This is a genomic window from Haloplanus sp. GCM10025708 (assembly GCF_042663985.1).
GTDB classification, from domain to species: domain Archaea; phylum Halobacteriota; class Halobacteria; order Halobacteriales; family Haloferacaceae; genus Salinirarus; species Salinirarus marinus.
The window spans coordinates 61,361-75,143 of the sequence record NZ_JBHSZA010000003.1; the positions used below are offsets into that span (position 1 = coordinate 61,361).

The 13,783-nt window shown below is 58.9% G+C and carries 12 protein-coding genes, 2 tRNA genes and 3 pseudogenes; 3 read left to right on the forward strand and 14 right to left on the reverse strand.

Annotated elements, in window-relative coordinates; genetic code table 11:
- Positions 1-109: 109 nt before the first annotated feature.
- The 10 genes from ACFQJD_RS00640 to ACFQJD_RS00685 all read right to left on the reverse strand — a co-directional run bounded on the left by ACFQJD_RS00640 (position 110) and on the right by ACFQJD_RS00685 (position 6,237).
- Positions 110-183, reverse strand: a tRNA-Asp gene (locus ACFQJD_RS00640).
- 3 nt (positions 184-186) lie between these two features.
- A tRNA-Gln gene (locus ACFQJD_RS00645) sits at positions 187-262 on the reverse strand.
- An 806-nt stretch (positions 263-1,068) separates the two neighbouring features.
- Positions 1,069-1,554 carry a hypothetical protein gene (locus tag ACFQJD_RS00650; protein WP_379795428.1) on the reverse strand — a complete coding sequence of 162 codons (486 nt, stop codon included), beginning with the start codon at positions 1,552-1,554 and terminating at the stop codon, positions 1,069-1,071.
- Between the two features lie 445 nt (positions 1,555-1,999).
- Entirely contained in the window at positions 2,000-2,251 is a 252-nt protein-coding gene (locus tag ACFQJD_RS00655; protein WP_379795430.1) for a hypothetical protein, read from the reverse strand.
- A 50-nt stretch (positions 2,252-2,301) separates the two neighbouring features.
- Positions 2,302-2,874: a hypothetical protein gene (locus tag ACFQJD_RS00660; protein WP_379795432.1), complete on the reverse strand. Its 573-nt coding sequence runs from the start codon at positions 2,872-2,874 to the stop codon at positions 2,302-2,304.
- Positions 2,875-3,429: 555 nt separating this feature from the next.
- A complete protein-coding gene (locus ACFQJD_RS00665; RefSeq protein ID WP_222923657.1) occupies positions 3,430-3,837 on the reverse strand; it encodes a MarR family transcriptional regulator in 408 nt (135 codons plus the stop codon).
- A 104-nt stretch (positions 3,838-3,941) separates the two neighbouring features.
- Complete coding sequence (locus ACFQJD_RS00670; RefSeq protein WP_379795435.1) at positions 3,942-4,493, reverse strand: hypothetical protein; 552 nt, start codon at positions 4,491-4,493, stop codon at positions 3,942-3,944.
- A 357-nt stretch (positions 4,494-4,850) separates the two neighbouring features.
- On the reverse strand, positions 4,851-5,084 hold the full coding sequence (locus tag ACFQJD_RS00675) for a hypothetical protein (protein WP_379795437.1): 234 nt from the start codon (positions 5,082-5,084) through the stop codon (positions 4,851-4,853).
- A 44-nt stretch (positions 5,085-5,128) separates the two neighbouring features.
- Complete coding sequence (locus tag ACFQJD_RS00680) at positions 5,129-5,362, reverse strand: hypothetical protein (RefSeq protein WP_379795439.1); 234 nt, start codon at positions 5,360-5,362, stop codon at positions 5,129-5,131.
- Between the two features lie 44 nt (positions 5,363-5,406).
- Positions 5,407-6,237, reverse strand: coding sequence for a type IV toxin-antitoxin system AbiEi family antitoxin domain-containing protein (locus ACFQJD_RS00685; RefSeq protein WP_049987549.1), 831 nt, complete (start codon positions 6,235-6,237; stop codon positions 5,407-5,409).
- 744 nt (positions 6,238-6,981) lie between these two features.
- On the opposite strand from ACFQJD_RS00685, the gene ACFQJD_RS00690 reads away from it, so the two are divergent.
- Positions 6,982-8,001, forward strand: a complete 1,020-nt coding sequence (locus ACFQJD_RS00690; protein ID WP_379795441.1) for a hypothetical protein — start codon at positions 6,982-6,984, stop codon at positions 7,999-8,001.
- Positions 8,002-8,882: 881 nt separating this feature from the next.
- On the opposite strand, the gene ACFQJD_RS00695 is transcribed toward ACFQJD_RS00690, so the two are convergent.
- From ACFQJD_RS00695 to ACFQJD_RS00710, 4 genes and pseudogenes are all read right to left on the reverse strand, one after another.
- The gene (locus ACFQJD_RS00695) at positions 8,883-9,962 is read right to left on the reverse strand and encodes a transcription initiation factor IIB (RefSeq protein ID WP_049987551.1); all 1,080 of its coding nucleotides are present in this window, start codon (positions 9,960-9,962) and stop codon (positions 8,883-8,885) included.
- Between the two features lie 832 nt (positions 9,963-10,794).
- Positions 10,795-11,139, reverse strand: a pseudogene (locus ACFQJD_RS00700) (ribbon-helix-helix domain-containing protein); the annotation flags it as partial.
- An 88-nt stretch (positions 11,140-11,227) separates the two neighbouring features.
- Positions 11,228-11,556: pseudogene (locus tag ACFQJD_RS00705) on the reverse strand (hypothetical protein).
- Positions 11,557-11,561: 5 nt separating this feature from the next.
- On the reverse strand, positions 11,562-11,915 hold the full coding sequence (locus tag ACFQJD_RS00710; RefSeq protein ID WP_379795443.1) for a hypothetical protein: 354 nt from the start codon (positions 11,913-11,915) through the stop codon (positions 11,562-11,564).
- A 218-nt stretch (positions 11,916-12,133) separates the two neighbouring features.
- On the opposite strand from ACFQJD_RS00710, the gene ACFQJD_RS00715 reads away from it, so the two are divergent.
- Positions 12,134-12,985: an IS5 family transposase gene (locus tag ACFQJD_RS00715; protein WP_379795445.1), complete on the forward strand. Its 852-nt coding sequence runs from the start codon at positions 12,134-12,136 to the stop codon at positions 12,983-12,985.
- A 711-nt stretch (positions 12,986-13,696) separates the two neighbouring features.
- Positions 13,697-13,777 (forward strand): annotated as a pseudogene (locus tag ACFQJD_RS00720) (ParA family protein); the annotation flags it as partial.
- Positions 13,778-13,783 lie beyond the last annotated feature (6 nt).

Genomic DNA, 13,783 nt, shown 5'->3' on the forward strand with positions numbered 1-13,783 from the left:
GTAGGTTGCAGACCCTGCTGGGCCCAGCATCGTCGGAACGATCCAGCTGATCGCACCAACGGGCTGCCTACCTCGATGGGTATCCCCACGTGGCCACGCCACGCATCCACGCCGACGCCGGGATTTGAACCCGGATCACGGCCGTGACACGACCGTATGCTCGCCGGATTACACCACGTCGGCATGTCGCCCCGGCCGGAATCGAACCGGCGACCTCCGGATTCAAAGTCCGGCGTCCCTCGCCAGCGGAGACTCCGGGGCTCGACGTAGCCGCAGCTCTCGCTGCGGAGCTGTTGGCTAACGACTTCCGTACGCTCAGCGCGGACGGAGTCCGCTCGCTCCTGTATCGGAACGAACGGAAACCAAGCAGCCGCGAGCCTGGCACCCCGCACTCGCATCAGGCTGTGTCCTGAGCGAGTACTGGGCACAGGCAGGCGGCAATCCCGTGTTCCCCGACCCGTGACGGGTAGTCCGTATGGGGGCCGAGTTATGCGGGTGAGAGTGTCCGGCCGTCGCCGGATTGCGTCGAACTCTCGTATTCGAAGTCGACGTGGATCCGGCGGTTTGCGCCCGGGCACTTCGCACGCTGATCTTGTAGACACTCGCCGAACACGGGAGCCGCGGCTAAGCGAGAACGAGCACGCCGCGGGGTGAGGCGAGTGATGATCATCGTGTTGAACTCTCTCGGTTTGAGGGGTGTATCGGACGTCAGCCTGGAATATCGTGGCAATTGTATTAAAATTAGTTAGGGTGTGTTACCCACAGACACGGCAGTCACACTCCAAGATACGGTTGCACACGACGTTTAATGTCCTAGCATTGGCTGTCGTCGATAGCCGGACGCTGGCCGGTGTTCTCGGTTGGACCCACAGAAACTATTTACACCAACCTGCTCTCTGTGGCGATAGATGAGTGGCCGATCGCCGGTCCGGTGCTAGCCGGGAGCCCAGTCACACGGCGTGACTGACGGTTCTCGGTTAGATACCAATGACCGAGAATACCGACTCAAACGAATCTCAGAAGCCAGGGAGTGCAAACAGCGGGTATTCCAACCCCACCGAACAGCGATCATCCACTGGATGCCAGGGTAGTGGTGCTTCCCCGCCGTGCGATGCTTGTGACACCACCCAGTACGACAAACTCCACGAAGTCTCTCTCGGTGAACGGGCATATGATGTGTGTGGTGATTGCCTCCAGCTCCTCGTTGACGATGTCGAGGAGTACCACTGGTGGGACCGCCTGACTGAAGTGCACTACAATCGCGCTGCGGAGTTTCTCCGCTCCCTCGATGCAGTCTGGTGTGTCAAAGATCAGGCGTACGCTGGCGGGGAACTGTGGGTCCACACGCCCTATTGCGATGCTGCAGTCGTCAGAGATGTGTGTGACCACTTTGGGTTCCAGATTCGCTGGTTTAGCGTTGTATACCCCGTTGACGATGGCTTCGAGTGCGTCTCCGAGCACGGGCCCTGTATCGAGATCAACCTCACGTTTACAGCCCACCGTTCGGATCCACTCCCGCTTGAATACGACATTCAGAACGACGTGGCATACCACGAGATCGAGTGGCTTGACGAGTATCGGCGCCTGTTCACGTCGCCTCCCGAGTAGTTCGGACTCGCAGATCGAATTGCCTCTCCAAAATACGGTTGCACAACTGTCTCACTATTTGACGACTCGATCTGTGCGCCAAGAGTCTGTATTCCACTCTACCCGATATGATTATGAATACATCGGAGAGATGGGAATCTATGAGAGTGGACGGTGCTACGGGTTATCTACTGTTTGCGGGATCGGTCCTGCACGGTTGGCGAGTTGGCCGATGCAATGATAAACGCAAATCGTGCGAGACTTTATCCGTCGGCAGAGCCAAGATTTGCCTGACCAATGAGTCTGGACGACGCGGTTGAGGAAGCTCTCGCAACATACGGGATGTCGCGGAGCGAAGAGGCCGAAGAAACCGGCCGCACGGTCGCGACGCTCCAAGACTAGCGCACGCCGCTTACTCGAGAGTCCGAATTTTCTCTGCGAACTCCGCCTTGGATAGCCCAGGGGTTTCCATTAGCTCGGGGTTGTCGGTGCGCTCAACCGCCTCTTCGACGAATTCGATCCAGAGCTCCTCGTGCGCTGTTGCGTAGACTGTTTTCGCTTCTGCGGGATACATATCCAGCTCGTATGCCGTCAGGTCGATCTGGACCTCGTGTTTCCGTTCAAGCGTTGTCGCTCCGAAGTCAGAGAGATGTTTGAGTAGCACATTCTTCCGACGAACCGTCAAGAGACGCTTTGACTCGTTAATATACTCGTTTACCCACTCCCGCCAGTCGTATGTCTCTGAGTCGATTTCCACGGATGTCTCTGGCATCGAGAAATCGGGAGCAATCCGACGAAGGTAGAACTGAACCAGGGCAACAGCAGTCCGATGGTTCGCATTCGGAAGCGCGTGTTTGAGAATGAGATTTGAGGCGAGACGGCCTGCAACATCAGTCGCGCTGCCTCCCACGACACCCGGTTGAGCGCATCTGGGAGTGCATCGATGTCGATGCTCTTGTACGCTTCAACGGGAACTCCTTCTTCTTCCTCATTCTGGGCTATGAGCGCTTGATAGATCTCAAGGAGCCGGGCAACGATGGTACCGTTATCAGCACCCATCTCAGAGAGTGCTTCGCCAAGATCGAATTCGAGATCGCCGACGTCCCCACCACCGACGCGGGAGGTATAGATACTGAAAAACTCGCTGTCAAAATCGTACTTGCGAACCTTCACCGCCACGTCGTCGTCGTACTCGACAATCCTGGCAACGATCTCTGATGGAGCCTCGTGGACAAAATCAAGAGAGAACTGATTGTCGCCCGGATGGTGATAATAGACGTGACCCATCTACCTGATTCGCTGTACTTGGGGAGCATCTTAATTCACGCTACCTTTCGGACCGACCTGGCATCGGGATTCCATCGAATCGAGTCTCTCCCAGTCGACGTTGATTCGGAGATGATACTCACTGTCGTAGCTTCCCTGTTCGGATCGCATTGGGTCGAGGAGCGGACACTCGCTCGTGAATGACTTGAGGAACGTCTCACGCGCCGGGAGGTCGAAGCCGAGCTGGTCGGCGAGTGACGATTCGTTTGGTCGCAGCGCCGTTGTCGGGTCGCTGGAGGCACTCAACGACCGTCGCCCACGAATAGTCTCGATCCTCCGCGACGACTATCGCCTGTACGAATTCTTGGATGCCACCACAGAGTTCGGGATGGTCGGTACAGTCAACGGTCGTCTTTTACACATCTGCGACGCTCACGGCGGTGTCCTCGATGAGCCTCGACTCGTAGCCGAAGAATTTGATCTTGAGCGGAGCGGCTACGTCCGTGAAGTCGGTCAGTCAGGCTAACCTCCGGGAATAACGGCAGACTATCGCTCCCTATTCTCTGACAACCACTCCTAATCTGGACGGGGCGCGTTCTCGTACTTGACCATCTTCTCGGGCTTATCGGCGATGGTGTCGTAGATCTGCTGAAGTGTCTCCTCCGCGGCAAGCAGATTGTGCGTCTCCAAGAACTCCCGACCCTCCTCGGTGAGGCCGTAGAACTTCCAGGGATACCCCTGCCGGCGCTGGTCGTCGTCCAGGGCGACCTCCGTGACGATGCCGGCGTCGATCAGCTTCTGGATGTACTTGTAGACGGTGGCATCACTCACGCTGGGGTTGAGCTCCTCGAGTTCATACATTGATGGGAGCTGTTGGGGGTGAGCGAGAATATCGCTGATAAGCGAAAATCGTGTCTGCTGTGTAATGAAGTGGATGACTTCCCGTGGTGTCGTGTCGTCGCCGACACCCGAACCAACCTCCATGACGATGTATTCGACCGGGCGTAGTAAAGTAGTTTACCCGAGAGTAAACTACCGAGCCGACTCACTATGATGAGTGTGCCGCCAAGCGAGTAGGACAGGATAATTCACTGGCCCTCACGCTCTTCCCACTCCGGACGTGGTGTCGGGGATGGGAGTTCGTCAACCTCAGTTCGAAGTTCGTCCTCTGTCGTCCACGGGAAGCACCGTTCGTGGAGTTCGAATTTGCGGAACTTGTTGAGATGAACCCAACTGTACGTTGCCGGCTCTTCGTCCTCATTTGTCCGGTCGTCGATCACATCCCAAACCTCCTGTTCGTCGATGTCAAGACCCTTCTCCTGTGCGCGCTCTATGAGCGACTCGACTTTTGATTGGACTTCCTCCTCCGACAAATCGTCTGCGAACACTATCTCGAGAGCAGCCTGAATGACGTGCTGTGTCGAGTCAAGGTTCTCGTCAGTCACCCACGCGTAATCACGCGGGAACACGTACGACTTGTCGAAATACGGTGGGTCATCGATCTCGCCCAATTCAGGCGCCTCCCCACCACTCTCCTTCTCGAAGACACCGACGATGTAGTCGCTGTACGTCGCGAGCAGCGAAAGCATGATATCGAACGTATTGAGCCGGTCAGTCGGAAGCTCGAGGAGATCGCCCATGATGAACGGATACGCACCGAGCTGCTTTGTCAGTTCGTTCTGGACGGCGCGAAGCCGACGGATATAGGGGTCGCGATAGCTTCCCAGGATGAAATACGATGTCCGCTGACTCCAAAGATACGGCAATTCACGCTGGGTGAACCGCCATATTTCCCGTTTCTCTGCAGGCTCAAGTTCGATGCCCCCACGGCCTCGTGAACAACGGCCATAATCTCCCCAGCGTCCGGCGGCGGGCTTGGGTCGGTCATTAGCTGCCGATTCAAACCACAACACCTTATCCTTTCTGAATCACTTTGATTTTTTCTGATTTAACCAACTTGGATGACCCTAACTGTTATAGCGCCCCTCCTCGTATCGTCACGTATGAGCGAAACCGACACTGGCGCGGCCGATGCGGGGCCGTTCGCGGAACAACAGCGGCTGTTCAAGCTGTTGTCCCAGGATACGCGCCATCTCATCATTCAGGAGCTGCTGGGCCATCCCGCCCATCTGATGTCGCTCGCCGAACTCGAGTATATGACCGGGAAGAGCCAGGCGGCCATCAAAGACCAGTTGGAGACGTTGATCGACGCCGGGCTCCTCGCACGCCACACGTACGAACCAAGCGAGGGGAAACGTGATCTCCCTTCACAGTTCTACGGGTTCACCGAGCGGGGGTCGAGGTCCTTCACGACTACAAGTATCTCCGTGGGCTTCCGGTCGCACGTGCCCTCTACGAAAACACGCGGAAGACCGAGAAAATCGAGCGCCACGAATCGGCCCCTCGCCCGGAGCTTCCGGATGTCGTCGCGGAAGCCCTCGAGTTCGACGAGCCCGATCTCGACGCCGTCGATGGTGGCACAAACCCATAGTTCGTCGTTGAACAGCACCGTTCTCGACGCTGCAGAGAAGGTACGCCGACTTCGTACCTATGTCAGGACTCCGTCGGCTCCAGCGTGGCTGGCTCGACGTTGATTCGGAGGCGATACGTACTGTTGGTCGATCCGGTGTCGGGCCGCGTCGGGTCCAGCAGCGAGTAGCCACTTGTGAACGACGCAACGAGTTCCTCGCGGGCGGGGAGGTCGATGCCGAGCTGGTCGGCAAGATAGACGATCCGCTTGGTCGCAGCGCCGTTGTCGAGGCGTTCGAGGTACTCGCCGACGGTGTCCCAGTTGCAACCCCGTTCGTCGGCGGTGCGCATCGCGGTCGCAAGTTTCCGAAGACCACCACAGAACTCGGGGTGGTCCGCACAGTCGACCAGTGTCTTCTCCAGGTCGCTGACCTGAACGGTCGTACCCTCGATGGATGTCGGCTCAAAGCCGAAGAATTTCTGCTCGGTGACTGTCGTGACACGGTACGGGACGCCGTGGATCTCCCTGCTTTGCGCTCGGGTCGGCGTGACGACGTACACCGTCCGGGGAACCTGTTCGGTCAGCCCGTGGTGGCTGAGGGCGCTGTAGTAGCCGATGTACATCGGCTCGGCGACGTGGGCGGCGATGAGGTACTCGTGGGTGGTGTACACGGCCTCCTCGCCGGCAGTGAGTGGAATGATGAGATACGTGCCCGGGAAGAGCCGGTCGAGCCAGCCCTTCTCGGTGAGCCGGGAGGCGATCTCGCGGGCGGTGTTTGGGGGGACCTCCAGGGTCGTCTCGATGTCGTCGACGGAGATGATCTGGTGCCCCGCGCCAGCGAGTTGTGCAAGGAGTCGACTTTCTCGAGTCGAGAGACCCTGGCGTATATTTTGCGATTGTTCTATGATACCCATACCTGCGTTTCTTACATAGAATATAGTCTCAGACCTGCTTTAGCCTTGCCTCATCCTTCTTAGCTTCCTTAACCAACACAAAATCATCAAATAGATATGTGTTGGTTAAGAACCGTGGAGACTGTGGATGAACAAATCGGATGTGGCAGATTCTGTCGGCAGTATCTTCCAACCCCGTCTTCTGGCTGGTCCAGCTATTGATGTGACATTGGATCGAGTTCGAATTAGTCATTCGATACAAAATCCCGATCGTATTCAAAAACAAGGTGGAGGGGCTTGTTGACGTGCCCACAGCGTTGACTTGCCGGCACTACGAGACACAGGTATGAACCCACGCGATATCATCCGTCGAGACCATGATTCACGTGACGGTGAGGACCCGCTGCGCGTACTGGTGGATACCGCGTCACTGAACGAGCAGCTCGCCGATGGTAACGATGCCGCCCAGCGGGTACTCGACTATGCAGCGAACCGCGAGTTCGAATTCATTCGGTCGCCAGACACGCCACGGCATGAGGAGCTTGAGTGTATCCCACCGTATACAATTGAGACGGCAGAGAACGGGGCCGAGTTGTCCGGAGCGATGATGATGGGCAGCAAACAACCACGTCATTCTCGTATCTGTTCGGATATCAGGAACGGGCGATTCGGCGGACTACAGCACGAGTCTTCTCCGATGACATCGACGCGTATGCGACCGAAGTAGAGGACGTCACCGAACGAGAGCTGGCGACAGTCCGGCAGGTGTTCGTCCACGCCGCGCTCAACCATCGTGATGAGGGACACCTGTTCATCACGAACCGAACGGTCCTCCTCACCAACCGACGGTGGTTCGAAGCGCACTTCCCCGGTGGGCAGTTGAATATCATGAGCCTCGGCGAGGCAGTCGAGTATCTCGGGCTCTATATCCGGTATCGGGAGCAGTTCTACGCTGGTCCGAACCTCACCGTCGGAATGTTCGGCTGGTACTGGCATCTCTTCCGGGCGTTGGTTCCGCGGTATCACGTGGAGGCCGACGCGGCTGACGACTATCTACGGGGATTTAGCATCCGATTTCAGAACTTGCTTATCGCCGTCGATGAGATCGGGTATCAGTATTTCCAGGAGCCAGATAACCGGACGCAGCTCAACGTCCAGTACCATTTCGACAATGCGATCTCCCTGATCACCGGCGTTTTCGATACACTAGCCCTCAAGACCGCGGAGAAGTATGCTATCGACGACATTCGCAAAGAGTTCATTTCGCTCTCGAACAACCGGGGACGGGACTTTCTGAATGAAGTACGGGAGGCAAACACCGATCTTCGTGATCACATCGCGGACCACATGGCGTACATCAATCTGGTCTATGTTCTCCGACCGCTCGTAGTCCATCGCGGAGGATATCAGGACAGTCTCCTCGAGGATGCTGATCAGGATTGGACAGCGGGAGTCATTCCGCTTGACCGGTTCAATGAGGCAGATCGAGATGCCTTCGAGCGGTACTACCGCGAGATAGATGACGATCCCTTACCCTATGATCCGCTCACTGAGTGGGGATTGTATCAGGCAGGCTGGGCTGATGCGGGCTACATCGAACCATACCACTTCATGAAGGCCGCAGTGAAGACGCTCATCCAGTTTGCTAATGCGTACCTCCAGTTGCTCGGCTATCCGGATTTCATCGAGCAACACAGAGAGGACGATCAGGGGGCGACGTTCATCGATACCTGTGATCGAATCCGTCAAACCGGCTTGACCGGCTTCTATCAGGTGTTCCCGTAGCTATCTCCGACAGTCAAGGGAACTGACTGAAAGAGACTGTAATAGACTGTAATAGGCGTCTTCAGCTCTTCCTGAACGGTGTGGGAATCCCACCCGCAGTAAAGCGAGCGACTGCTCCGCAGCTGGGACACTCATCGACGAACGCACAGACTCGAAGCGAGGTTTCTAACTCACGAACGCTCCCGCACACGGAACACTCGTACGCGGTGCGATACCGGACTGATGGACGGTGCTGTTGCCGTCGTGTGTGGGAGGTCGCTGTCGGTGTCGCCCTACCGTGAGACGCTGCTGTCGGGGATCGCTCCTGGTTCGTCATGGATTGCTCGTGATCGAGCTGCCAGGCCGAATAGGGAAGCGTGTCATAGATGCGATCTGGCTTGCTGATTCCCACATCGAAAGTAGCAGGCTCGGCTGGGTCGCGTGCGTCATCTGATCGGGGCTCATCGACTGAGCTCCCGTCGACGTGTGATGTGTCTCGCTGACCCAGAGGATCCGTCTGTGCCCATACACCGAGTTCGACGGCCTCTGCCTGCTTGTAGAGCACGCCATCGATGGCGGCCGCCAGTTCAGCGAGTGGCTCGGAGATCTCGGACTCCCCGTGTTTCTCGACAGCGTTCTCGAACAACCATTCTCGGAGCGTCGCTGCGGTCTCTCTATCGACGGTGTACGATGGAACAGCGTTCATTAGTCTCTCACTCCGCCCCTCTTGGATGCGACAAACCACACACCGTCCCTATCCCCGTTGATGAGACTCCATCCAGGTGTTAGCGAGGTTGTGGCTGCGCGCGCAGCGACCGCAGGGAGCGAGCACGGAGCGGTGGGTGGGGTGGAGGGGCGTCCACGGGCGGTGGTCGCCACTAAAAACGGGGGTAGCGCCCCGCTCAGCGCAGGGTGTCCCGTTCCTCTTCGAGGCCGACACCCGGGTCGTCGGTGCCGTGTTCGGCTTCGTAGGCGTCGACGAGCTCCCGACTGTACCGCGCGATCCGGTTTCGGGACGTCGCCACGATCGTGCTCGCTGCCGCGGCGACCTGCTCTTGGGTGAGGTGCTTGCGCGAGAGCAGCCGATCCGCCGCGTACAGCGCCGACGCCGCGACGGTGCACCGTGGCGTTCCCGGCCCGACCGGCACCTGATCGCCGAGTTTCATCAGGTGTTGGGCCAGCCGCCACGTCCGCACCGCTCGCGCCCCGGGGATGGCGTCTTCATCGAGCGCGTCGACGACCGCCATCACGGCGTTGGGCCTGATGAGCGGCGCGTCGAACCCGCATTCACATCGGATCTTCCGCGCCGCAGCGCACACCCGCTCGTGGGGCGCTTTGGTGTGCGTCGCGACCGCGACGTCGATCTCGTCCCTGTCGACCGATGAGGCTCGCGCGGCCAGGAGGACGGCGCCGCCGGCGAGTGCCTCCCAGGCCATCCGCCCGCCCGGCAGCCGCGCTTCCGAGGCGCTTCGGAGGAACTGTGCTGCCATCTTGACGACGTGGTCCGGCAAGCTCAGGTTGCCGCCGATCATCTCGACGTCTCGCAGCCCCTCGTTGAGCCGCTTCGTCCGCTTGCGCTTCTCGCCGAACTGCATCCGCTTGTGCCACTTCCGGAGGCGCTGGACCTTCTCCCACTGCTCGTTGCTCAGGGGATTACCGCGACCGTCGGTGCTCCGCCCGATCTTCGTGTGCAGGCCCTTGTCCGTCCGCAGCGGGTCCACCGTCTCGATGCTCTGGTCGGCGTCTCCGACCAAGCCCAAGTCGTTCAGCGTCGGGCTCAGGTCGACCCACTCGTCGGCGACAATCAGCCCGCAGTCCGTGCAGAACGACTGCTCGTCTTCGGTGATCACCTGGCCCTCACACTCCGGACAGGCCGACCGCCCCGACGGTTCGTGTTCGACCGTCGACTCGTGACCGCGTTCCTCGGTGGTCGTACTCTGTACGTCCGAAACCGTCTTTTCGCTCGCGTTGTTACTCGTCATTGCAGTTTCCCGAAGGCGCTCACCACAGCGCCCGACTCCCCGTGTTCCAGCACGGGGTTTCCTCGACGTCACGACCGACAGAGCCGTCTGCGCGCTCTCGCTCGCGCCTTCGCGAGCGCCCTACCGGGCGCGAGCGAGAGCGCGCCCGCACGGAGGGACACAACCAGCGCCGCGCGCCGACCCGCCCGGAGCGAGCGACCAGCGGAGAAAGCGTGGGGGTGAGCAGCCACGCCGCGCAACCCCCGCGCTTTCCCGCTGGCGTCGAGGGCACATTCATTTTAGCCCGGCAGTCCGCCCGCTACTGCAGGCAGACCGCCCGGAATGGTCGGTCGCGAGCGACGCGGAGGGCGCCAGCGGCGAGCGGCGCGGGCCGTTCGAGAAACACCGGACAGCCGATGTCGTCGTTCGCTATCCCGAGCGCCAGCCTGGCGGACTCAGAAAGGGCGAGGCTGTCTCGACCGTTCCCCGATCCCGCAAGCACCGAGTCCAACGAGACGCGCAGCGTGGGTCGCGGGGCGTCGAGCGGTCGAGGACTTTCTTTGCTGTCTCCGATGCCACGCGAGCAGGGAGCAGTATCTCACGAGCAAACTCGACGGACGTGACCCTGATGGCTAAGGGAGTTAGCTGTCGAGATCCCGCTGGTGTCGGTGAGCCGGCCAGTTACAGATGTCTCCGTCGCTGATGTGGCAGAAACCCATTACTCGTCTTCGAGTGCGGCGTAGATATCCGCATGCCGCCGGCCGTCGAGGGCCCCCATCTCGAGGGCAATCTTTCGACGTTCGGCGTCGCTCTCGGCCGCCTGATACCGCTCATATAGCTGGCAGACCTCGGCATCAACCGCCGTCGCGTCACCATCGTAGACGTCGACGTCGTCGGGGGCAGCGAGATCGAGTGGCTCGTCTTCGAGATCCGCTTTGAGGAGGCGGAACCGCTGAGCGGTCTCGGCGCCGACCAGCTGCGTGACCGTCTCGAAGTCGAGTTGGTCGTCGTAGTACTTCGTCGCGACGAGCTCCTGGAACGGCTCACTGTCCGCGGTCTTGTCGAGATACTTGCGGAGGGCCTCGATGAGCAGGGCAGATCGGTTCGTGTCGTAGACCTCCGCAATAGCGTCGAGGCGCTCGACGAGCGACGCCGGCGAGTGAAAATGAACTCGCTGCAACTCGTCGCTTGGGTCCATACGATGCGTACGTTTCGGACAGACGCTGGTAACGGTTTCGGGGCTGTACAGTACACGCTCTGAGCGTCAGGAATCGGGAATGTCGAACTCAATCGTCACTCTGTGCGGGCAGCTCTGCCAGGAACCGGGTGGCTGCTGTCCCGATTCGGACGCCGTCGACGTTGTCGACGTCGAGGTCCGCTGTAGCAGTTCGAAACGGATACTCCTCAACGAGAACCCGATAGATAACGGTCCGAATAGTCTCCGAGCCATATCTGTCGACGACAGTCGCCATCGCTTCGTCAGGTGGGCGTTTTGGTGGTCCACACGTGGGTTCTCTGCTCGCTCGAGAACAAGGTCGACGACGTCATCGATCGGTGGATGCTCGGGGTTCCCGGTGCGCTCACGAACGTCATAGAGGGGCTCAGAGCCAGTCATCATACTTACTCCGTCACGTCCTCGCTCGTCTCTTCCGCCGCTGGCTCCAGCCGTCGCTGTCTACGAACCTCCGCGAGCGTGTCCTCCAGCGTCCCGAGAGACTCGATGGCTTCGAGTTCATCGGTAATCTCTTCCAGAAGGCGGGCTCGCTCGATTGCGTCTGCATCGCCGGCGGTCGTCTCGATTGCCTCCACGCGGAGCCGACGCTCCTCTTGCCACCCACAGTCCCAGCATATCCGGACGACGTCGAGACGCTCGTCTTCAGCAGCATCGAGCACTGCGTCGGACAGTGACGTCGACGGCAGTCGGTCCGGCCCGACCTCGAGCGTGACCGGGCCACCGCACGCAGGACAGTCCATATCCTACAGGATGCGCGCCGCGGTCATCAACATCAGGGACCGATGAGACGGACTCACAGACAGGGCTCTCGAGGAGGCAAACCTGATACATCAGGCTGGTCGTTGGGACGACGAACGCTCCGGTGACTCAGTAGACGATACTGTGCTCTCAAACTGATACATTTGGCCTTGTTGAAACCCTTGCTGGCAAACATGATGGACGAGTAGTCTGAGACAGGATGGTTTCCCTTCCGAAGTCACGTCTCCTCCGTTTCGTTGAACGAGCTATAGTGCTGGCTCGCCGTACCGTTTCTCGGTTTTCGACTCGATATTCACGGAAGCGATTCACGCTCCGCCAGCACGTCGTTCTGCTCTGTCTCAAGGTGAAGAAGACGACCACCTACCGCGACCTCGTTGATGAGCTCATCGAGATGCCTCGCATTCGTGACGCCCTTGATCTCGATTCGATCCCCGCGCCCTCGACACTTTGCAAGGCTTTCGACCGCTTAGAGATGGCCGTCTGGCGGGTTCTGCTGAACGGTTCACTTGCGGACGTGCCGCTGAACGGTGTCATCGGCATTGATGCGTCCGGATTCGAGCGGGCGCATGCATCAACTCACTACACGAAGCGAACCAACCTCACCATACAGCAATTGAAGACGACGCTGTTGGTCGATACAGCGACCAACGCCATTCTCGATGTTCACGTGACGACAACGCGAAAGCACGATACGCAGATTGCACCACAGGTAGTGAAACGGAACGCACAGTACATCTCGATCTTGACCGGTGACAGGGGCTACGACGACCAGAAGCTCCGGCAACTCGCCCGGGAGCTCGATATTCGCCCGGTCATCAAGCACCGCGAGTTCACACCCCTCCACAAGGCGTGGAATGCCCGGCTGGACAGCGATCTCTACAATCGACGAAACATGAACGAGACAGTCAACGCGGCGATTAAGCAGAAATTCGGCGCGTTCGTGCGGTCGCGCCGCTGGTGGAAGCAATTCCGCGAACTCGTCATCAAGTGCGTCGTGTATAACATCGAGCGGGCGTTCGCAGTCGCCGAGAACAACTGTGGATCGGCGTAGTGCCGATACCGACGGATGGTGAAGAGACGTGGTAGCTTTGCTGAAACCACGTCGCAGTAATTCGACAATCATGCTACAACACCCACAACCATTTCCCTCTCGGGAACCAAGACACCGTACGGAGCCCAGCACACACTGTGCGTTTAGCCCCAACGGTGGGCGCTGCTTGAAACGGGAGTACCCGTTCGCAGTCATCCATTTCTCTTCGCGCATCGGTTGCGCGGAACGCATCACTGGGTGACGCGTTTCGCAACAAGAGCGATCAGCAAATGTCAGCAAAAAAATCGAGGGGAATGGCGGATCACTGAGTGAACTGTTCGAGATTCTCAGCCACGAGTACCGCCGCCGCATTCTCATGGCTGTTGCAGAGCAAAACCCGCAGGATGAGGACGACATCGCATCGGAGTTGAGCGCGGATGGGCACGAGGAAGATGGTGACGCGCTGACACACTACACCTGCAACTCTATCACGCCCATCTCCCAAAACTGGCCGATGCAGGATTCGTCGATTGGGATCGGGATACCGGGACTATCACACGCGGCCCACAGTTCGAGGAGATCGAGCCCCTTCTCAGATTGATGCACGACCATCAGGACGAGTTGCCAACCGACTGGCCGTAACCTTCTACAGTTGGTTTAGTGAGCGTCGTCTTCAATAAGAAGGGAATAGATCTCGGCAGAATGGGCTGAGTTGTCATCACCAGAGGGTTTCAACAAGGCCAGCGAGACCTCTTCCTGGAGGTTGCGGAGACGATGGAACGAGCGTTTGACAAAACGCAGGTGGAGGCGTAAGAATGC